The 20,708-nt window shown below is 68.2% G+C and carries 16 protein-coding genes, 1 tRNA gene, 1 other RNA gene and 2 pseudogenes; 11 read left to right on the top strand and 9 right to left on the bottom strand.

All coding sequences use genetic code 11. The features are described 5' to 3' along the window. Positions 1-185: 185 nt before the first annotated feature. Positions 186-2,603 (bottom strand): DNA polymerase III subunit gamma and tau, encoded by a 2,418-nt coding sequence (locus tag ACWDR4_RS36400; RefSeq protein WP_450414812.1) that lies wholly within the window; start codon positions 2,601-2,603, stop codon positions 186-188. A 197-nt stretch (positions 2,604-2,800) separates the two neighbouring features. Beyond that, an RNA gene (ffs, locus tag ACWDR4_RS36395) (signal recognition particle sRNA small type) lies at positions 2,801-2,897 on the bottom strand. 73 nt (positions 2,898-2,970) lie between these two features. On the opposite strand from ffs, the gene ACWDR4_RS36390 reads away from it, so the two are divergent. Continuing rightward, positions 2,971-3,058 (top strand) — tRNA-Ser (locus ACWDR4_RS36390). A gap of 346 nt (positions 3,059-3,404) precedes the next feature. Here ACWDR4_RS36390 and ACWDR4_RS36385 read toward each other — a convergent pair. Continuing rightward, positions 3,405-4,289 (bottom strand): SDR family NAD(P)-dependent oxidoreductase, encoded by an 885-nt coding sequence (locus ACWDR4_RS36385; protein ID WP_450414810.1) that lies wholly within the window; start codon positions 4,287-4,289, stop codon positions 3,405-3,407. Positions 4,290-4,463: 174 nt separating this feature from the next. On the opposite strand from ACWDR4_RS36385, the gene ACWDR4_RS36380 reads away from it, so the two are divergent. The 8 genes from ACWDR4_RS36380 to ACWDR4_RS36345 all read left to right on the top strand — a co-directional run bounded on the left by ACWDR4_RS36380 (position 4,464) and on the right by ACWDR4_RS36345 (position 12,666). Next, positions 4,464-5,714, top strand: coding sequence for a sensor histidine kinase (locus tag ACWDR4_RS36380; RefSeq protein ID WP_450414808.1), 1,251 nt, complete (start codon positions 4,464-4,466; stop codon positions 5,712-5,714). An 11-nt stretch (positions 5,715-5,725) separates the two neighbouring features. Then, complete coding sequence (locus tag ACWDR4_RS36375) at positions 5,726-6,370, top strand: response regulator transcription factor (protein ID WP_450414821.1); 645 nt, start codon at positions 5,726-5,728, stop codon at positions 6,368-6,370. A 325-nt stretch (positions 6,371-6,695) separates the two neighbouring features. Further along, positions 6,696-9,131, top strand: a complete 2,436-nt coding sequence (locus ACWDR4_RS36370; protein WP_450414806.1) for a helicase-associated domain-containing protein — start codon at positions 6,696-6,698, stop codon at positions 9,129-9,131. A 90-nt stretch (positions 9,132-9,221) separates the two neighbouring features. Then, entirely contained in the window at positions 9,222-9,437 is a 216-nt protein-coding gene (locus tag ACWDR4_RS36365; protein WP_450414805.1) for a type II toxin-antitoxin system VapB family antitoxin, read from the top strand. Beyond that, a complete protein-coding gene (locus ACWDR4_RS36360; protein WP_315887179.1) occupies positions 9,434-9,856 on the top strand; it encodes a PIN domain nuclease in 423 nt (140 codons plus the stop codon). The genes ACWDR4_RS36365 and ACWDR4_RS36360 overlap by 4 nt, the downstream gene beginning before the upstream one ends. A 216-nt stretch (positions 9,857-10,072) precedes the next feature. After that, complete coding sequence (locus ACWDR4_RS36355; protein WP_450414803.1) at positions 10,073-11,428, top strand: glycosyl hydrolase family 28-related protein; 1,356 nt, start codon at positions 10,073-10,075, stop codon at positions 11,426-11,428. 229 nt (positions 11,429-11,657) lie between these two features. Continuing rightward, the gene (locus tag ACWDR4_RS36350) at positions 11,658-12,470 is read left to right on the top strand and encodes a class I SAM-dependent DNA methyltransferase (protein ID WP_450414801.1); all 813 of its coding nucleotides are present in this window, start codon (positions 11,658-11,660) and stop codon (positions 12,468-12,470) included. Positions 12,471-12,519: 49 nt separating this feature from the next. Then, complete coding sequence (locus ACWDR4_RS36345) at positions 12,520-12,666, top strand: hypothetical protein (RefSeq protein WP_235476963.1); 147 nt, start codon at positions 12,520-12,522, stop codon at positions 12,664-12,666. 117 nt (positions 12,667-12,783) lie between these two features. Here ACWDR4_RS36345 and ACWDR4_RS36340 read toward each other — a convergent pair whose 3' ends face one another. From ACWDR4_RS36340 to ACWDR4_RS36320, 5 genes and pseudogenes are all read right to left on the bottom strand, one after another. After that, complete coding sequence (locus tag ACWDR4_RS36340; protein WP_450414800.1) at positions 12,784-13,878, bottom strand: NAD(P)H-dependent amine dehydrogenase family protein; 1,095 nt, start codon at positions 13,876-13,878, stop codon at positions 12,784-12,786. A 268-nt stretch (positions 13,879-14,146) separates the two neighbouring features. Then, positions 14,147-14,221 (bottom strand): annotated as a pseudogene (locus ACWDR4_RS36335) (flavoprotein); the annotation flags it as partial. Between the two features lie 56 nt (positions 14,222-14,277). Continuing rightward, the gene (locus ACWDR4_RS36330; RefSeq protein WP_450414798.1) at positions 14,278-15,114 is read right to left on the bottom strand and encodes a protein kinase; all 837 of its coding nucleotides are present in this window, start codon (positions 15,112-15,114) and stop codon (positions 14,278-14,280) included. Positions 15,115-15,184: 70 nt separating this feature from the next. Next, complete coding sequence (locus tag ACWDR4_RS36325) at positions 15,185-15,628, bottom strand: glycine-rich domain-containing protein (protein WP_450414797.1); 444 nt, start codon at positions 15,626-15,628, stop codon at positions 15,185-15,187. A gap of 41 nt (positions 15,629-15,669) precedes the next feature. Continuing rightward, complete coding sequence (locus tag ACWDR4_RS36320; protein ID WP_450414795.1) at positions 15,670-15,912, bottom strand: hypothetical protein; 243 nt, start codon at positions 15,910-15,912, stop codon at positions 15,670-15,672. A gap of 114 nt (positions 15,913-16,026) precedes the next feature. On the opposite strand from ACWDR4_RS36320, the pseudogene ACWDR4_RS36315 reads away from it, so the two are divergent. After that, positions 16,027-17,366 (top strand): annotated as a pseudogene (locus ACWDR4_RS36315) (helix-turn-helix domain-containing protein). Here ACWDR4_RS36315 and ACWDR4_RS36310 read toward each other — a convergent pair. Continuing rightward, complete coding sequence (locus ACWDR4_RS36310) at positions 17,344-17,877, bottom strand: NUDIX hydrolase (RefSeq protein ID WP_450414794.1); 534 nt, start codon at positions 17,875-17,877, stop codon at positions 17,344-17,346. The pseudogene ACWDR4_RS36315 and the gene ACWDR4_RS36310 overlap by 23 nt on opposite strands. A 793-nt stretch (positions 17,878-18,670) precedes the next feature. Here ACWDR4_RS36310 and ACWDR4_RS36305 point away from each other — a divergent pair. Beyond that, complete coding sequence (locus ACWDR4_RS36305) at positions 18,671-20,614, top strand: ATP-binding protein (RefSeq protein ID WP_450414793.1); 1,944 nt, start codon at positions 18,671-18,673, stop codon at positions 20,612-20,614. The last annotated feature ends 94 nt before the right edge of the window (positions 20,615-20,708 follow it).

The following is a 20,708-nucleotide window of genomic DNA, read 5'->3' as shown; positions in this document are numbered from 1 at the left end:
ACCCCCCCGCTATCGGCCTGAACGGCCTCGTCCACAAACGCCGGACGGGCTGAAATACCCAGCCCGTCCGGCGTTTGAGGACGAGCGCGTTCAGCGCGATACGGGGGTTCGGGGGCGGAGCCCCCGAGGGATGGGACGGGTAGGGGCGGCGGGGGCGAGAAACCCCACCCAGGACACCCACCCGCCTACTCGTTCGAGAACTCCTCCAGCACCGTCGCCCCCAACTCCCGCACGATCATCTCGTGCCCGGAAAGCGCGGACTCGTCGAGGTCGGGGTCGTCGTCCTCAGGGACATCGTCCTCCGGCGCGATCGGCGGGGGTTCCGGAGCCGAGGGCCGCGGTGCCGGCGCCGACGCGGAGGCCTGGGGGCGGGGTGCCGGGGCCTGCGTGGGCGCCGAAGACGGGGGCGCGGGCTGCTGCTGGGGGGCGGGCGTCGATGCGGCGCCGCCGTACCCACCTCCACCGCCGCCTCCGCCCCCGGCGCCGTAACCACCAGGGGCGCCGCCTCCGCCGTAGCCGCCCGTCGCCGGAGCCGCCTGGCCACCGCCGCCCGTCGGGTCGACGACCGCCTCGATCCGCCACTGGACGTTGAACTGTTCCATCAGCGCCTGCTTCAGCACTTCCTCGCTGCCGCTGCTGGAGAAGTTGTCCCGCGCGCCCGCGTTCATGAAGCCCAGCTGGAGTGTGGTGCCGTCGAAGCCGCTGACCTGGGCGTTCTGGCTGAGCAGGATCCAGGTGAACCGGCGGCGGTTCTTCACCGACTCCAGGATGTTCGGCCAGAGCATGCGGGGGTCGAGGCCGCCGGGCACGGGGGCGCCGGCCGGCGCGGCGGGCGCCTGAGCCGGAGCGTGGGACTGGGGAGGCTGAGACTGGGGCTGGGCGTAGGACTGTGCCGGCGCGGCTGCCGCGGGCGCCGGGGGCTGTCCGCTGCCCGCAGGGGTCGCCGTGGGCCAGCCACCGGGCCGCCGTCCACTGCCCGCGGTCGTCGCGGTGGGCCAGGCACCGGGAGCGGCTGGGGCCGGAGCTTGTGCGGCCGGAGCAGGGACCTGAGGCTGGGGCTGGGCTTGCGGAGCCGGAGCAGGGACCTGAGGCTGGGGCTGGGCTTGCGGAGCCGGAGCCGGGGCCTGGGGTTGGGGAGCTTGGGGCTGGGCTTGGGGTTGCGGAGCAGGCGCACCGGCCGTGTCCGCCGTACCGGAAAAACCGCCCCCACCCGGCACGCCACCCGCGCCCGGCGAACCCGGCACACCAGATGCACCCGATGCGGCAGGCGGCATGACCGGCGCACCCACAGCACCACCGACCCCACCACCGCCACCGCCACTGACACCTCCAGGCACCGCACCCTCGTACGCGGCGCCGGGCACACCATGCGCGCCCGGTCCCGGCACGTACCCCATGGGGATTCCGGCGCCGCCCGGGCCCGCGGCCGGACCGCCGGAGAAGTTGACCCCGCGCTCCAGCTTGTCGAGCCGGGCCATGACCGAGCGTTCGTCGCCGTACGCGGCCGGCAGCAGCACGCGCGCGCAGATCAGCTCCAGCTGGAGCCGGGGCGAAGTCGCGCCGCGCATCTCCGTGAGCCCGTCGTTGACGAGGTCGGCGGCGCGGCTGAGTTCGGCGGCGCCGAAGACGCCGGCCTGGGCCTGCATACGCTCGACCACGTCCACAGGGGCGTCGATGAGCCCCTTCTCCGCCGCGTCGGGCACGGCGGCGAGGATCACCAGGTCGCGCAGCCGTTCGAGCAGGTCGGCGACGAAGCGGCGCGGGTCGTTGCCGCCCTCGATGATGCGGTCCACGACCTCGAAGGCCGCCGCCCCGTCCCCGGAGGCGAACGCCTCGACCACGGAGTCGAGCAGCGAGGCGTCCGTGTAGCCGAGCAGGGAGGTGGCCATGGCGTAGGTCACGCCCTCGGCACCGGCGCCGGCCAGCAGCTGGTCCATGACGGACATGGAGTCTCGTACGGACCCCGCTCCGGAGCGGACGACCAGCGGGAGTACACCGTCGGCGACCGGGATGTTCTCCTGGCCGCAGACCTCGCCCAGGTACTCGCGGAGCGTGCCCGGCGGGACCAGCCGGAAGGGGTAGTGGTGGGTCCGGGAGCGGATCGTCCCGATGACCTTCTCGGGTTCCGTGGTCGCGAAGATGAACTTGAGGTGCTCCGGCGGCTCCTCGACCACCTTGAGCAGCGCGTTGAAACCGGCCGGCGTGACCATGTGGGCCTCGTCGATGATGTAGATCTTGTAGCGGCTGCTCGCCGGGCCGAAGAAGGCCTTTTCCCGCAGGTCACGAGCGTCGTCCACACCACCGTGCGACGCGGCGTCGATCTCGATGACGTCGATCGACCCCGGGCCGTTGCGCGCCAGGTCCTGGCAGGACTGGCACTCGCCGCAGGGCGTCGGTGTGGGCCCCTGCGCGCAGTTCAGGCAGCGCGCCAGGATGCGCGCGCTGGTCGTCTTGCCGCAGCCGCGCGGCCCGCTGAACAGGTACGCGTGATTGACCCGGTTGTTCCGCAGCGCCTGCTGCAGCGGGTCGGTTACATGCTCCTGCCCGATGACCTCGGCGAACGACTCCGGGCGATAGCGGCGGTACAGCGCAAGGGACGACACGCATACGACGATATCGGCCCCCACTGACAGTCGACCCCGCCCGCCCGTCTCACCCCGTGCCTACCTGGGGCTCTCCCACTGCTCACTCGCCCTTTCGCCGCTGCGTCTGCGGCGCGTCTGTCTGTTCCTGACGGTGATCGTCACGGGGGAGCGGCACTGAAAGCAGCGCGCCTGCTGACGCCGCTTTTCCCGCACAAACAGAAGACCCCCCACGCACCCGCCAGAGCCAACCTACCCTTGCTGCCTTCCGGCCCTGGGGGAGTTCAGTCAGATAGCGCCGCGTGAGGGGCTGAGGCCCAGCGTACCTGATCGCAGGGGGCCCGAACGAGTTCGCAACCACCCCCCCAGGTCATGTAATGTTCCCGGCGGAGGATTCGCCTAGTGGCCTAGGGCGCACGCTTGGAAAGCGTGTTGGGGGCAACCCCTCACGAGTTCGAATCTCGTATCCTCCGCCAGTGCCTCACCGGGCACGATGTCGAAGGGCCCCACCGTAAGGTGGGGCCCTTCGACGTGCGTGGTTGCAGTTCCGGCTGCATTTATATCGGATATTGCGGTCATTTCGATCGAGGTTGGTGGCGGCGCACGCCTGGGAACCGCCTGCTGGATCGAATCTGCTGGGGGATCTCTGCTGCTACGGGGGTGGCTGCGAGGACTGCCGGGCGGGTCATCTCCGCCAGGGGCTGCGAACCGTGGTGGCCTGACAGGGCTGGGAGGCCCAGCTACGGGAGTAGGCGATCCTCGCTTCACCCGGGGGCCAGTTGATGTGCTCGAACCCGCGCCTCGCCTTGCCGGGCGCTGACATCACAGCGCGGCGAGCTGACCGCCGTCGACCGCGACGGAGGAACCGGTCTGGAAGCTGAAGCCCGACGAGGCGAGGGCGACAGCGGCGGTCGCCATTTCCTCGGGCTTGGCCATACGGTGGAACGCGGGGATGCCCTCCTGCGCGAACTGGGCTTTCAGCTGGGCCCACTGCTCGTCGGACACCCCGTCCGGCCGGTGCACATCCAGCATCGGGGTGTCGGTCATCCCGGGCGACAGGGCGACCACGCGAATGCCGTGCTCGCCGTTCTCCAGGGCGGCGGCCTGGACCAGACCCGTCAGGCCGTTCTTGGACGCGGTGTAGGAACCCAGACCGATACGAGTGGCCCACTGGTTCGTGGAACCGGTCACCAGGATGACGCCGCCGCCGAGCCTGCGCATGTGCGGGATCTCGTACTTGAGGGCCAGGAAAACCCCACGCGTGTTGGTGACGACGACGTCGTCCCACTCCTCGACCGTCACCTCGTGCAGGTCCGTGAAGGGCTTCTGGACGCCGGCGTTGTTGAGGGCGACGTCCAGCCCGCCGTACGTCTCGACCACCCGGTCCACAAAGGACTTCACCTCGCGCGGGCGGCGCACATCGGCCTTGATGTACGTCGCTTCTCCGCCCGCTTCGCGGATCTCCCGTTCCACCTGCTTGCCCAGTCGCTCCCGGCGTCCGCAGAAGCCGACCTTCGCGCCTTCCCCCGCGAAGGCGACGGCCGCGGCCCGCCCGATACCCGAGGTCGCGCCGGTGATCAGGACCGTCTTCCCCTCGTACGCCCCGCCCTTGTCCGGGGCGTTCGGGGCGGCCTTGGCCCCGCCTGCCCCGAACGCGATCCCCGCCGTTGCTGCGGCCGTACCCCCCAAGACGGTCCTGCGCTTCATGGTTGCCCTCCCGGTGCTCGTGTGGTGCCGACTGCCGAGCACTCTCCGCCATCTCATGCCCCCGTACACCCGCGGAAAGGAGGTCGGCCAGAACCGACGAACGGCGGTGGTGCGGCTCGGGAACACCGACTTTCGTCGACTGTGCGCACGGGCCCCGGTCCCTACGATGGGCAAATGGCGACCACGGTGATGAGCGCGATCACAAAGCCGCGAGGGCGCGGTTGGCAGTGGAACGGCCGGGAGCTGAGCGGCGGCCAGTTGCGGCTGCTGCTGGCCGCCGGCTTCGCGTTCGTGTCGTACAAGTCGGTGCGCGAGGCACTGACCGTCGATGCCGGGATCATCGCCGACCGGGAGGCCGGCCTGGCCGTCGCCGTCGTGCTGTGCGCCTCACTGCTGCTGTGCCGCAGACTGCCGGTGGCGGTCGCGGTCGTCACCACGGCCGGGTTCCTGCTGGAGAGCCAGATGTGGCCGGCCCTGGTCGCGCTCTACAACCTGACCGTGCGGCGCCCACCGCCCCTCGCGCTCGCCCTGACCGGTGCGGCCGTCCTGCCCGTGCTCTTCGGGCCGGTGCGGGAGCTGCTGAACATGCCGCTGCTCACCTTCATGCCGTGCTCCTCCCTGCTCATCCCGCTCGCCTTCGGCCTGGCCTCCCGCAACCAGCGGGACATCAACCGGCTCCTCGCCCGCCGGCTCGACGACCTGGCAGCGGCGAATCGGCTGCGCGACGACCGGGTACGGCTGGCCGAACGCGCCCGTATCGCACGCGAGATGCACGATGTGCTCGCCCACCGCCTCAGCCTGCTCGTCCTGCACTCCGGAGTGCTCCAGCGGCGCGGTGCGGAGGTGTCCGAACCCGTACAGGAGCGGCTCGGCCTGCTCCGCGACACCAGCGCCCGCGCACTGGACGACCTGCGCTCGGTGCTGGGCGCCCTGCGCGACCAGGAGGGGCCGGTGCCGCTGGCCCCCACCGCCGACGACCTCCCCGCGCTGATCGCGGAGGCCGAGACCGCGGGCACCCGGGTACGCGGCACCCGCGCCGACACCGGCGACCTGGCCGCGCTTCCGGCGACGGTGCGGTTCGCCGTGCACCGGATCGTCCAGGAAGCGCTCACCAATGCCCGTAAGCACGCCCCGGGGAAGCCGGTGGACCTCACCGTCGCCGTCGAACGCACGCAGGTGGAGGTACGGGCCGAGAACGCCTGCCCGGTCGTCCCGGAAGGTTCCGGGACGGAGGAGGCGGCTCCGCACGGCTACGGGTTGGTGGGGGTCGCCGAGCGGGTGGCCGCCCTGAAGGGCGAGTTCACAGCAGGCTTCGCCGGGGCGGACCGCTTCCTCCTGCACGCCGTGCTCCCCGTAACCCCGCGCACGCCCGAACCGGACGCCCAGGAGACCAAGGAGACCAAGGCGGGAGCAGCAGCGCAGTGAACGCAGTGGGAGTGATCCGGGTCCTGGTCGTCGACGACGACCCGTTCGTCAGGGCGGGACTCTCCGACCTGGTGGCGACCGACGACGGCCTGGAGCTGGTCGGCGAGGCCGCGGACGGGCGCGAGGCCGTGGACCTCGCGCGGCGGCACCGTACGGATGTCGCGCTGGTCGACATCCGGATGCCCGTCATGGACGGCATCGCCGCGACCCGCGCGCTGCGTGCGCTGCCGCACCCGCCGTCGGTGGCCGTCCTCACCACCTTCGACCTGGACGAGTACGTCTACGGGGCGCTGGAGGCGGGCGCTGCGGGCTTTCTGCTCAAGGACACGCCCCCGGACGACATCCTGCGCGCGGTACGTGTCGTCGCCGACGGCGGCGGCATGCTCTCCCCCGCCGTCACCCGCACCGTCATCAACCGCTTCCACCGCCCCGACGCCTCCCGCACCCGCGCCGCCCACACCGCCGCCGCGCGGCTCACCCCACGCGACCGCCAAGTCCTGGACGCCCTCGCCGACGGCCTCACCAACGCCGACATCGGCGCCCTGCTCGGCCTCCGCGAGTCCACGGTGAAGGCGTACGTCAGCCGCATCCTCACCGAGCTGGGCGTGACCAACCGCGTCCAGGCGGCCATGGTCGCCCGCGACCTGCGCGCGTGACGTCCGTTCCGGTCCTCAGCCGCCCAGGCGCCGCCGTGGCCTTCGCGAAATCGGAGAAGTCGCGGGGCGGACGGCCCAGCACGCGCTGGACGTCGTCCGTCAGATGCGCGTTGCGGCCGTTTGAAAAGCCCGACGAACAGCCCGGTCAACCACGCCACGGACTGTCGTCGGCTCGTCTCGTCGGGCTGGGCCCGCGGCAGGCGGGTGCCCCGGGCTCTGTCTTCGTCCGGCATCCGCGGATCATGGAACTGCGCCATCCTTGGCCTTGGCGCCGAAGCGGCTTCGGCCCGCCTGTGACGTTCCCTGTCTGTCGAGGTGCACCCTCATGAAGTCCCGATCGACGCTTGCGACTTGGCTGAGCGAACTCGACGGTTCCCGCCTGGCACGCGTACTCGCCATGCGGAAGGACGCAGCCTCCTCTCCGGAACCACGCTCGGTGGGGGAACTGGCGGACCGTCTCCAACGTCCGGGTTCTGTGGCACTCGTCCTGCCGCAACTCACGCTGCCGTGCTTGCAGGCCGCCGAGGCGCTGGCCGCCCTGGGGGCCCGAGCGACCCGGGACAGCCTCGCGGAGTTGCTCGACGCGACGTCCCCTGCGGCGGTACACGCGCTGGACGCGACCCTGGAGGCGCTGTCGGATCGGGCGCTCGTGTGGCACGACGGCACCGAGGCACTCCGCATGCCTACGCCCTTGCGGCAGGCGTGGAGCACGCCCCTGGGACTTGACGCTCCGCTGGAAGAGCTGCTGGCCGGCACCACCTCGGAGGAACTGCGCGGCATGCTGGCGGTCCTGGGTATCAAGCCACCCGGCACCAAGCAGCAGCGGCTCGCGGCTCTGGTGGAGCATCACAGTGACGCGGAACGGGTCGCCGCGTTGGTGGCGGGGGCACCTGCGGCCACACGGAAGTTGCTTGAGCAGAGCGCCAGGTCCACGCCGCGTCAGTCACTGTTCGTCGTGTTCGGGGCTCCTGGCCGCGACCTCCAACCAGGCGCCCGATGGGCACTCGACCGCGGGCTTCTGCTCCAGGACCGTCACCGGTACGGGCCCGTCCGGATGCCGGTCGAGGTGGCCTTGGCTCTGCGGGGCCCCGATTGGCACGCTCCGTTCGAACCTCTGCCGCCCGTCGCACAGTTGGTGCCCATCACCTCCTCGGAGGTGGAACGGGAGGCCGCGGTGGCCGCCACCACGTTCGCGGCCCATGCCGCCTCCGTCCTTTCGGCATGCGCGACCGCTCCACCGACCCGGCTGAAGTCGGGCGGGATCGGCGCACGTGAACTGGCCCGGCTCGGCAAGGCCGCCCAAGCGGACGACGCCGTCGTACGCCTCGCCCTGGAGACCGCGTACGCCGCCGGACTGCTGGCCCGCGACGGCGATCGCGTACCTCCCACCGAGGCGTACGACGCCTGGGCCGAGCAGGAGCCCGCAGAACAGCTCGCCGTACTCCTCCGGGCATGGCGGGACCTGCCGCTCACCCCCACCCGGGCGCGCGACGAAGACAACAAGGCGCTTCCCGCGCTCGCCGGTGCGCCTGACTGCGGCGGCTGTCTGCAGGCCCGCAACGGGCTGCTCACCGCGGCAGCGGGGCTCCCGACAGGACAGGGTGTGAAGGCCGCTTCGGAGCTGGGGCCGCTCGTGGCCTGGCACCGTCCGCTCGCCGACGATGCCTCGCCCCAGGACACGGCACCGTTCAGCACCGTGATCCGCGAAGGCGAACTGCTCGGTGTGCTGGCACGGGGTGTGCTGTCCCCGCTCGGTGCCCACCTGGCGGCCCACGCCGACGAAGAGCTCGACATCATGGCCCGGCGGCTGCTGCCCCCCGCGACCACGACGGCCCGGATCGGCGCCGACCTCACCGCCGTCGTCACCGGCACCCCGTCCGCGCGACTCGCGGCACTGTTGGATGCGACGGCCGACCGGGAGACCAGTGGCACGGCGTCGGTATGGCGCTTCAGTGCCGGCAGTATCCGCCGGGCCCTGGACGCCGGCCGCACCCCGGACGGCATCACAGCCGACCTGGCAGCCGGTTCCGCCACGGCCCTGCCACAGCCGCTGACCTATCTCATCGCCGACACCGCACGAGGTCACGGACGGGTGCGCATCGCCCCCGCGGCCTGTGTCATCCACGGCGACGAACCCGCGCTCCTGGCCGAACTCGCCGCCCACCGCGCGCTGTCCAAGCTCGCCCTGCGGCGGCTCGCCCCGACGGTCCTGGTCAGCGGCAGCCCACCTGTGACGACTCTCGCCGCGCTCCGTGCCGCGGGCTACGCTCCGGTCGCCGAGACCGCCGGGGGAACGGTACGCATCGAAAAGCGCCAGCCGCAGAGGGCCGCCGCTGCCGTCCCGCCCCCGCGAGGGAACGTCGGGCGGCGCGGCCCCCGGACCACCGCGACCCACGCCTCGGAGATGCCCATCGACGCCGGGACGGACGTGTACGTCCTGGCCGACCGGCTGCTCAAGGCCCCGCCGACGGCACCGCAGCCCGACCCGTTCGGCAGCGGGGTGCCTTTCGCGACGGACACCGAGGAGATCGTCGCCGGATACGCGAAGCACCTGTCGTACAGCGACATCCGCCAGGTCGCCCATGCCATCGACACCGGTGCGGCCATCACGGTCGAGTACGTCGCCACTTCGGGCAACCGGACCGTACGCACCCTCAGCGACCTGGAACTCGACCCGCCCTACCTCGACGCCTGGTGCCACCTGCGCGAAGCGGAACGCGTCTTCACTCTCTCCCGCATCCATGGCGTGATGCCCGCGTAGGACCCGGTGGCCGGGCCGAGGCGCCTGATGACACCCCCAAGGCACCTCGCGAGATACACTTGACCCCACATTTGATATCAGGAGGCGTATATGAGTCGGACGGTTATCGACCTGGACGACGACCTGGTCGCGGACGTGGCGAAAGCCCTCGGAACGAAAACCAAGAAGGAGACCGTCAACACCGCTCTTCGCGAGGTGCTGGAGAGCCGGCGTCGCGCCCTGGCTCTCGCCCGGCTGCGGACCGCGGCGGGCGACGGCGCATTCGATCTGGAACTGTTCGAGAACAAGGAGAACTACCGCCGGTGAACGCGGCCCAGTTCCTGATCGACACCAGCGCGCTCGCACGGTTCATGCGCGGGGAAGCGGAGCAGTACGGCTGGGACCAGGCCGCCGCGGCCGGACTCATCGCGACCTGCCCGATCACCGAGCTCGAGTTCTTCTACAGCGCCCGGTCAGCTGCCGACCGGGCGCGCGGCATCGAGGACATGCGTCTGATCTTCGGCTGGGTTCCCGTCGACGACCGCGCCTACGACCGCGCCTGGCAGGTCCAGGAAGCCCTCACCAAGCAGGGGAAGCACCGAAGTGCCGGAGCCGTCGACCTCGTCGTCGCCGCGACCGCTGAGCTGCAGGGGCTCACCCTGCTCCATCGCGACCACGACTTCGAGTGCATCGCCGCAGTGACCGGGCAAGCCCTCCAGTGGTACGGCCCGGAACACGGCAAGTAGGTCAGCGGTGGTTGCAGTTCTGGTTGCGTTCACCGGCGTACGACATCGTTCAGAAGCCCCACCCGAGTGGGCTGCACCGCAGGTCAGGATGCTCCCGCACATCCCCGTACCCCCGGGCGGACATGTGGAAGCGTGTTGGGGCGATCCCTCACGTGTTCGAATCTCGTATTCTCCGCTCTCGTACTCTCCGCCAGGTCATGGCGCACACGAGATCGGATGCTCATGGAAACCTCGCGCAGACGTGTTCTCTTCGCCGCGGCGACCGCGGCGACCGCTGGTGCCTCCGGGGCCGTGGCGATCGCCGCCGCCGGTAGTGCCTCGGCGGCTGTCACCGCACCCACCGACTGGATCGATGTGACCACCGCGCCCTACGGAGCGACCGGTGACGGCAGTAGCGATGACGCGCCCGCCATCAACGCGGCGCTGGCCGCGTGTCCGAGTGGTGGGGTCGTCTATCTGCCCGCGGGGACGTACGCGGTCGGGCGGCCGTTGGAGGTGCCGTCCGGGGTGACGCTTCAGGGGACGCACGGGAACCATCTCCAGCCGAGTCTGTCCTCGATCCAGCCTCGCGTGGACTTCTCCGGGCAGGGTGAGGGTGTCCATCCGACTCCTGATGACGCCGGACTGAATCCCGCCGTCATACGGTTCCTCGACGAACAGACCTGGGACCGCAACGTCCTGCCGGGCGGGCACAGTTCCGAGCAGCGGGTCTTCGGCGTCAGCATCGACGGGTCCCGGCTTCCGGGGGGCCGTATGTTCAACGGTGACCTCGGGCCGAACGCCGGGAGCAACACGGTGGACGGGATCCAGGCGTACGGGCTCGTGCACAGCGTGGTGCTCCAGGACGTCTCGATCACGGGCGTCGGGGGCCGTGGCATCGCCGCCCCGCGCCACACCTCGTCGACCATCAGCCCCAACGGTGCGTACAGCTGGCGCGGGACCCGGATCGTCGCCAGTCAGTGCGGTGGGCACGGGTTCAGTCTGTCCATGACGGACTGCACCTGGATCGATCTGGAGGCGATCGGCTGCAAGGGGAGCGGATTCTACGTCGCCAACGCGAGCAACTCGCAGTTCATCGGCTGCCGGGCCGAGTTCAACAAGGCCCACGGTCTCCAGGTGACCGGCACCTGGAGCAGCGGCACGGGCGCCGGCGGCTGCAGCTTCGCCAACTTCAGTACCGACCGCAACAACTTCAACGGTGTGTACGTGGACGCGCTGGGCACCAGCCCCGTCCTCTTCACCGGGCTCATGCTCCGGCGCGACGGCGGCAACACCCTCGCGGGCGGCGGGGGCTTCGCGGGGCTGAAGATCCAGGGCGCGACCGTACCGGTGGTCGTCACCGGCATCACCGTCTTCCCCGGCGTCGAGGACACCGGGGGCGGCGTCAACTCCCCGCAGTACGGCATCGCCGCCACGAGCGCCGCCTTCGTCTCGGTCACCGGCGGCTACCTCCAGGCCGCACAGGCCCCGGTGCGGGACGGCGGATCCAACACGGTCCTCCACGTCGACCCCGCGATCGGCCGGATGTACGGGACCACGTCCGCCCCTCAGGCGGCCCCCAGCAGCCCATGAGGGCAGTTCAGCCCCCCAGCGGGTGGGGTCCTCCCCCAATGGGCGGGGTCGGTCGTACGGGCGTACGTGACCGCTTCACAGCCCGAGTACCAGCCCGCCTCCGTCTCCACCTCCGCCTCCTCCGGGTTGTCATCCCCATGACCAGGCCCGACCCTGGTACGGATGTATGGAGGTCCTTGGTACGAAGCTTCCTCACCCGGAGCTTCCTCTGTACGGAGGTCGCGTCGCCATGCCCGCCGACACCAGGTCACCGAAGAAGATCCGCAGCAACCGTGCCGCCCTCACCCACAAGGTCGGCTACGCCCTGCGCCATCCCGGCCGGGTCGCCCCCTACCTGCACCGCGCCGGCCGGGACGCCTGGCTGCGGCTGATCCACCCCGACCACGTCGGCTACTACCGTGCCGTGATGGCCGCCGACACGCGCCGGGATCCGGAGGCCGCGGTCGGCAGCCGGACCCATGACCGCTGGCTGGCGCTCGGGCGGATGCAGTTCGACTACCTCGTCGAGCACGGGCTGCGCCCCGAGCACCGCATGCTCGACATCGGCTGCGGCAACCTGCGCGGCGGCTGGCGGTTCATCGAGTACCTCGACACCGGGCACTACTACGGCATCGACATCTCCCCCGACATCCTGGTCGCCGCCAAGAACACCCTCACCGAGCGCGGCCTCCAGGACAAGCTGCCGCACCTCACCATCACCGGCGATCTCACCCTGGACTTCCTGCCCGGCGACCACTTCGACGTCGTCCACGCGCACAGCGTCTTCTCGCACTCGCCGCCGGAGGTCATCGAGGAGTGCCTGAGCCATGTCGGCCGGGTACTGACCGGCACCGGGTTCTTCGACTTCACCTTCGACCGCACCGAGGGCACCGAACACCAGGTGCTGCGCGAGGACTTCTACTACCGGACCGAAACCCTCCTCACTCTCGCCCGCCGCCACGGCCTGCACGCCCGCTTCATGGAGGACTGGGAGGAACGCCCGCACGGCCAGTCGAAGATACGGGTGAGCCGGGCGCCGCTGGCCCCGCCGAGTAGTCGGTGAGCGTCGTCATCCACGCATAAAGGGGAGTGAACCGGACAGGTGAGGGCTCATGGGCAAGCAGGTCAGGTGCGGGTCGACCAACACCACGACCGGCAAGCGGTGCCGGAATCCGGCGATGATCGGCTACTCCCGCTGCCAGTTGCACCGGGGCGAATGGACCCCGGTGCAGCAGCGGAAGACGAAGAAGAAGCGCTGATCCCCGTCTCCGGCGTCTGCGCCGACGCCACCGACCCCACCACGAACCCCACGGTCCCCACCCGTCTCCGGCGTCTCCGGCGTCTCCGGCGTCTCCGGCGTCTCCCCCTCCGCCCCCTCACGCCAGCCTCGCCGTCACCCCCGGCAGATCCACCGTCGTACGGATACCCGGCGCCGACGCGCACACCGTCGGGACCGCGTTGACGGCTCGGTTCGCGGTGTAGCCGGGGGTCGCCGACGCCATCCGTTCCAGGGGGACCGCCAGGCGTATGTCGATGTCGAGGGGGGCGTCGCCCTCGACCGAGAGGTGCCAGCCTGTGGCGCGGATGTCCCAGGCCGGGTCCACGTCGGGCGTGCAGTACCAGGTGGCCTGGAAGCGGAGGAGTTCCTCGCCGTCTCTCAGGCCTGAGGCCGTCATCCTTTGTGCCGCCACCGTGCCCGGCGGCAGTGTGCCGGCCGCGATCGTGGTCGAGCGGGGGGCCGTCGCTACCTCGCCCGACGCGACGACCGAGTCGAGCGGGAGGCCGAGGGTGTCCCCGAGCAGGCGCAGCGAGGGGCCGAAGCTGTCGCGTACGTGGGACAGCCGGGCCTCGTCGAAGTCCGCGGGGGCGCTGCCGAACCCCATGACGTCGAACAGCATCCCCGGTGAGTCGCGGCGCGACAGGTCGGCGTACTCGTGGATCGACAAGTGGTCGAGGCGGCGTTGGATCAACGCCAGGACCAGCGGGACCGCCTCCGTGATGAAGCCGGGGCTGCTGCCCGTGCTGTGGATCGAGGTGCCGCCCCGCGCGCAGGTGGCCTCGACCCGCTCCCGTACCGCCTTGTCCATGCTCGGGGGGTGGTGGAACTCGCCCCGGGTCGTCACGACGTTCGCGCCCGAGGCGAGGATTCGGCAGACCTCGTCCATGTCGCAGGCGCGCGGCATGTAGAGGACGCAGTCGGCGCCGAGGGCCAGGATCTCGTCGATGTCGTGGGTCGCCCTGATGCCGGTGGGGGCCAGTCCGCACAGGTCGCCCGCGTCCTGGCGCGCCTTCTGCGGTGAGTGGACGTAGACCCCGGTGAGGGAGAGGCCCGGGTGGCCGAGTACCGCCCGCAGCGCGCCGGTGCCTATGTTGCCGGTGGCCCACTGGACGACTTCGAGTCGTTCGCCCGTGTCGGCCGGGGCCGGGGCCGGTGACCGGGCGCTGCCGCGATCCGTGTCCGCCTCGTCCACCTCGTCCACCTCACTGTGGCTTGGGGGTCTCCGCGAGCGTTCGCCAGATCTCGGCGGCCAGGTCGATGTTCGACGTCTGCTGGGCCCGTTCGGCGAGTTCCCGCAGCTCGGCGGTGCCCTGTTCCGTGTGGCCCTCCTGGATCAGCAGCCGGCTGTGCAGCATGTCGAGCCTGATGCGGTCCCGGGAGGTGAGCCTCAGTTCGTCGAGCACCAGTTCGTCGTGCGCCGCTCGCGCGTCCTCGTACCTACCCTCCTCGAAGGCCCCCGGGGCTTCCTCCCAGCGGAATCGGTCCGCGCCGCTGCCCGCCTTGGTCCGGTGCGGCTCGTGCGAGCCAACCAGCACAGGCCTTCAACCGCTCTCCTTGCCAACTCAATGACAGCCAGCAAGGCTTTCAGGGATCAGGTCAGGGCTTCGCTCACCTCGTAGATGGTGGGGCGATCCCCCGGTGCGTGGCTGAGCATCGCGTCGACCAATTCGCCCAGCTCACCGGGCACTTTCACGGGCCGACGCCGACCGTTGGCCACTGCCTCTCTCTGTACGGGGCGCGGGGCGTCGTCCGGGTATTCGACCGCCCGCCAGCCTGTGGCGGAGATGAGCAGCGAGGCGCCGAGTGCGTAGATGTCGGCTTCCTGGGTCGGTTCGGCTTCCCCGGTGTCGAGGACGCTGCGGGCGATCTCCGGTGCTTCGTAGTGGACGAGGCAGCCGTGGAAGGGGAAGTCGTAGCCCTCGGGGACGTGTCCGCCGTGGGCAAGGGCGAGGTCGATGAGGTGTGTTCGTTCCGGCCCGATGATGAAGTGGGCGGGCTGCACATCACCGTGTGCCCAGCCCTTGGCGTGGAGTTCGGCCAGCGCCTGGACGCATTCCAGCGCCTCGCCGGTGTCCGGTGCGATGGACGAGTCCGGCTTACGGCAGCGCTCCCACAGCCGGTAGAGGTCCGGCCCTTGGTGCCACGGCTGGAAGTTCCACGTGCCGTGCTCCCATTCGCCGTAGGCGATGTCGTCGTGGCCGAGGCGGTGCAGGACGGCACCCTCGCGTGCGGGCGCGAGTGCGGTCCAGGGCTGGGCGGGCCAGTCGGCCGTGGCCTGGATCGGATGGCCGAGCTTCACGGCGTAGTGGCCCCGGTGGCTCTCCACCTCCCAGACCGTGGAGCCTCGACGGTTGATGACCAGGCGCTGAGTCGTGGGCATGAGTGCGTCGAGCACCACGATCGGTAGTTCAGGGGTTGAGCCGGACAACGTGTCTTCTCCTTCCAGGCGAGCACGGCCGACCACGAGTTCGGGCCGGCCGCGTCGCTGTTGCCGTGTGTTACGCCTGACCGTACGGTCGGCCGCAGTCCGAGTCGCACTGCGCGAGATTCACGCCGTTCACGGTCCACAGGTCGTCGAAGACCATGAACCCGGCCGCCTTCACGGCGCGTGCCGAGGCAGCGACCAACTCAGGCTCGCGGGCGCCTCCGCCGGGCTTCGGGTTGTGGTGCAGGAAGCGGCCCGCGTACTGCTCGCACAGCGCGGCGTACTCCTTCGTGTGCAGGATGAGCGCGTGGAGGCCGAGGTCCACGTCGTCCGACGGGACCATGGGCACGGTGGCGGTGGCCGCCGTGACGAGGAACGCGACCGCCTGGTCTGCGATCTGCTGTGCACGTTCGGGCGACTGGCCGTTGTGGGTGACCACGAAGTGGGCGAGGCTCTCGAACAGTTCCTCATCAGCCATCGCGCGGCCAGTCTTCTGATCGTTGGCTGTTGTCGTCATGCGAGTCTCCTGTGGTGGATGACCGGGATCGATAGCGCGCATCACAGCCCACTCAGACTGTTGCCGTTCTTGACGGCCAGACGGGCGCTCAGTTCCTCCCGGGCACCGAGCGCCACCACGTTGTCCGGTACGGCATCCCACTCCAGGCCGCCACGGATCGGCCGCATCTGCACACGGCCCCCGAACTCGCCCATGACGACACCGATACGGTCTCTGGCACTGTCCTTGGCCAGTTCACCGATGCCTGGTCTGGTCTGCTGGTTGCTCGCCATGCAGAGGAGCATCGCGATCCGGGGACCGGTGCCAAAAGGTCCACCTGATTACCCAACGTGGGTACCATCACGCGAAGTAGAGAATCAGCGACGTTGCGTAGCCCTCGCAGGGTGGGAGCTTGCCCGATGCCCGACGCCGACCGGCCGCAGGAACTGCCTGCCAGGCTGCTCACCGATCCCGACATGATCAACGCGTGCCGGGTACGGGACTTCGGCAGAGTCTTCCGGCTGGTCAAGACCAGAGCAGGCATCTACCCCTCGATGATCGCCAGACGATGCGAACTGACACCCAGCCGAGTCGGCGAAGTGATCGCCGGGCGACGCCAGTTGCTGCACATGGACGTCGTCGAACGCATCGCGGACGGCTTGCGCATCCCAGGACACATGCTCGGCCTTGCCCGCCGCCCCTGGGAGACACCCCAGGCCCTCGTGGTCACCGAGCGAGAGGCACCACAAGCACCGGAGCCAGCACCACGGACACCCGCCTCTGTCCCTGGGCCGGATGTGGACAGCATCCTGGCTCTGGCCACCCGAACGAGCCTCAGCACAGCGACACTTGAAGCATTCCGATCCTCCATCGAGGACTACTGGCGACGGGACGACCAGCACGGCGGCGAGGCCTTGAGGCCGGCCATCCTCGGTCAACTCCGGCATGTGGTGAGCCTGTTGAAGGAGAGCCGACCGCCGTCCATCCAGAACGGCCTGTACGGAATCGCGGCCGAGTTGGCACGCCTCACCGGCTGGACCTACTTCGACGCCCGCCAGTACAACCAGGCCCGCGCGTACTTCACCGAGGCCCTGCAACTGGCCAAAGAGATCGACGACCGTCAGTTCATGGCCAACGTCCTGGCTTGCATGAGCTTGCAGGCCACGTACCAGGACAAGCCGGGGGACTCTCTGGCACTGGTGACCGCCGCTCAGGACGAAGCCCGCCCAGCTCTCGGCACCACGCCGCGCGTCATGTCGATGCTGTCCATGCGAGAAGCCTTCGCCCACGCCACCCTCGGCAACCGGGACTCCACTCACCGGGCGATCGGGGAAGCGCACCACCACTTCGAGCAGATCCAGGCGAACGACCCGGACCCGTCGTGGGTGACCTACTTCGACGAGCTGAAGCTCATAGTGGACACCGGCATCGCTCACGGCCGACTCGGGGAGGCAGCGACCGCCGAGCCTTTGATCGCGGATGCTCTGCGGCGAGAGAACAGCACCAACCAGCGCGGGCGTGCGTTTCACGCGTTCTGGCTGGCTCGTACGCAACTGGACCAAGGCAAGCTTGCCCAGGCGTGCCACACCGCCACACAAGCCCTGGAGCCCGCCTCGGCGGTGTCCTCCGAGCGCGTGTCGGGCCATCTCCGGGAGTTCTACGAGCAGTTGGCCCCACAAGGCGGGAGCCCGTAGCCCTGGCCTTCGAGGCACGGCTACGGGAACTCCTCCCACCGGTCAGCGGATCGCTTCGTCCATGAGCACGTACAGGAGGCCGACGAGGGATCCGCTGCTCACGATCTCGCGGCGGTCGATCATCCCGCGCACCTCACTGAGGGGGATCCACTCGATGCGATCCGACTCGTTCTTCTCCGTGGGCGGACCGTCGTAGGTCGCGCCGTCCGCGCGGAAGACATGGTGCTGCGAGTCGGTGATCCCGTTGGCCGGCTCGGCGTAGATCAGGGGCTTGATGGGACCGGGGCGCCAACCCGTCTCCTCCAGGACTTCACGGGCCGCCGCCTCCTCAGGAGACTCTCCCTCCTCGACCAGGCCCATGGGCAACTCCCACGCCCACGAGTCGGTGATGAAGCGATGCCGCCACATCATCAGCACCTCCTGACGGTCGTTGACCACAGCGGCCACGGCCAAGTGCCGGAGGCGAACAACGTGGTACTCCCACCTGCGCCCGTCAGGCTGCTGGACGTCGACCAGACACAGATTCACCCACTTGTTCGTGTAGATCCGTCGCTCACCGTGGGTCTTCCACTCCATACCTGCGGCCCCTCTCGATCGGACTCCAGGATCTCAGACCGATCAGGAGGGTGGGCGCCCGTTCGGCTCTTTTCACGTCACCTTGACGAGATGTCTCTCGCATGCTCCCTCTCCGACAGGAGCGGCCAAGCGTCAGGAGGGGGATGGAGTAGTGGATGGGGCACACCAGGGGGCGTCAGCTTGCTCGGGTCTTAGGACTGCGGTTGCTGCCCTGGCTCGGTGCAGTGGTTTTGGCACCATGGCCGTCTCGGTGGCCAGTCCCCGCTGTTCCCCGTGGTGGTTCCCCGCACGATCTGGCAGGGTTCTGGCGCGCTCTCCTTGCGCAGGCGGGTCATGGAGCGGACTATTTCGAGCACGGTGTAGCAGTGCGTTTCAGGGGGGATCATGACCAAACCGTCTGCGGGCGAGTCACCTTCTGAGGCTATGGCGCGACACAAAGGGGAAATGGCAAAGCGTCAGGCCGCACTTGAGCTTATGGCTCGTCAAGCCGCCGAGAGAGCCCGAGCGAAGCGCGAATCGGAGCCAGCTCGTCGCGGGAACCAAAGGAAGCGGGCGCGTTCGACGAAGCAGCCTGTGCGTGAGGTGCGTGTGGATAGCAGTGTGTGGACGGTGTCCGGTGGGCTGCCTTCTCTCGGGAAGCGTCGCTGACCAACTCACCCGTTGGCTGGCGCCCAGCCAGACGGAGTGAGACGCCTCTCGGCGGTCACCCGAGCAAGATCACAATCAGTCGAACACACGCTTGACTTCCGCATGCCCCATAGACCACAAAAAGGCTGTATGGGATCATGCGTTTATGCCGGATGTGACTGTTGAGGTGCGCAGAGATCATATCGAGCGCTTGGTACGCCCCACCAAGCCATTGCATGCCATTTTTGAGCTGATTTGGAACTCTCTAGATGCAGACGCGAAAGAAGTCAAGGTCATCCTGCGTCGAAACGACATGGACGGCGTCGAGTCGATCTATGTAGAGGATAATGGGCTTGGAATTCAGCGATCCGAGAGTGAACACGAGTTCGGCAGCCTCGGAGGATCTTGGAAATCCCAGACCAGGGTCACTAGGCGCCATAAGCGGCCCTTGCATGGCAGTAACGGTGAAGGAAGATTTAGGGCATTCGCGCTCGGTCCAAAAGTGACATGGACTACTGTCGTCGATGACATTAATGGGAGAATTCGATACCAGATTAAAGCAAATTCGACCACTCCCGAGCGGTTCAGTATTAGCGACTCGCTTATCAGTACGGACGAAACGGGCACAACGGTTGCGGTGGAAGGGACCTCAGGTTCCCTAGTTAGCCTGAAGAGTGAGAAAGCGCAGAGTAGGCTTGCGAAGGAATTTGCCCGCTATCTAAACAGGTTCCGCGATGTCTCTTTGGAGTATGACGGCCGGGCGGTTACTCCTGGCGAAGTGATTGACAGGATAAAGCTGATCGCGCTGTCCTCGCCGGACGAGGGTGACCAGAATCCACCCATTCTGGAGATCGTGGAGTGGAGACAAGACTGGCCAAATGAGATCTTCTTTTGCGATACCAGCGGAGCAGCGCTGACTGAGTACAAGGCAGGTATACATGCTCCGGGATTCTCTTTCTCTGCGTATATCACCTGGCATGGCTTTCAGGGGTCGGAAGTCGTGTTGGCGGAACTGGGACACCCGCGGTATGGGCTAATTCTGGATACGGCCCGAGCGGAGCTTCGCAAGTACTTCAGGGAGCGCGCTAAGGAACGTAGACAGCGAGTAGTAGATCAGTGGCGCGCCGAGCAGGTTTACCCCTTCTCGGGACGTCCAACCACTCCGCTAGAAGAAGTTAAGCGGGATCTTTTCGACGTCGTGGCAGTGCAGGCGATCCCAGGCATCGGATCGGAACCGGCAGCGAAGAAACTTTCGCTTCGACTCATTCGCGAATCGCTTGAGCATTCGCCAACCTCCCTGAAGAAGGTGCTGCGTGATGTTCTTGATCTGAGCAACCAGGAACTCGATGACCTAGCGGTATTGCTCGATCGCGCATCGCTTGCATCCGTAATCTCCTCAGCTCAGACGGTAACCGATCGGCTCGACTTTCTGCGAAGTCTGGAGCTACTCCTCTTCGACGCCGATTTGAAGAAAGAAGTATTGGAGCGAAGTCAACTTCATCGGATACTCGCGGCGGAGGCATGGGTATTCGGTGAGCAGTACCAAATGGGAGTAGATGATCAAAGCATCAAGCAAGTCTTGAACCGGCATCTTGCGTATCTCGGTCGCGACACGCTGAACATAGCAGATGTGAAGCTTGAAGATCGCAAGACGGCAATTGTCGATCTCATGCTCTCGAAGACAATTCAAGACAGCGAGCATCAACATCATCTCATCGTTGAGCTAAAAAGGCCGTCTGTTATCGCAGGGTACAAAGAGCGTCAGCAGATAGAGTCTTACGCCATGGCTGTCGCCAATGATCAACGGTTCCGAGATGCGGGAACCAAATGGGACTTCGTTCTCGTGGCGAACGCAGTCAGTGATGACGTTCGGCGATTGTCCCGGAAGAAGGGGCAGCCTGTGGGGTTGATTCACGAAGACGATGATCTAGATTTGCGCATCTGGGTTAAACATTGGGGGTCGATCATCGAAGAGCGTAGACGGGCCTTGCATTTTTATCAGGATAAACTACAAGTCGATCCCTCGCGAGATGAGGCAATTGATTTCCTCCGCCGCAAGTATGCGCAATTCCTTCCGGAGGGTATTCAGGGTGAGGAGGAGGCTTCCTGAAGTGATGAATTCAGGTCGATGGGGCGGCTTTGGTTTGGAGCTGCTTTGGTGCGAGTGATCATGGCCCCGTAAGCTTCCGGCGCGTCGGGCAGTG

This window comes from Streptomyces sp. NPDC000878, assembly GCF_053599695.1.
This window is presented reverse-complemented; position numbering and strand designations above follow the sequence as displayed.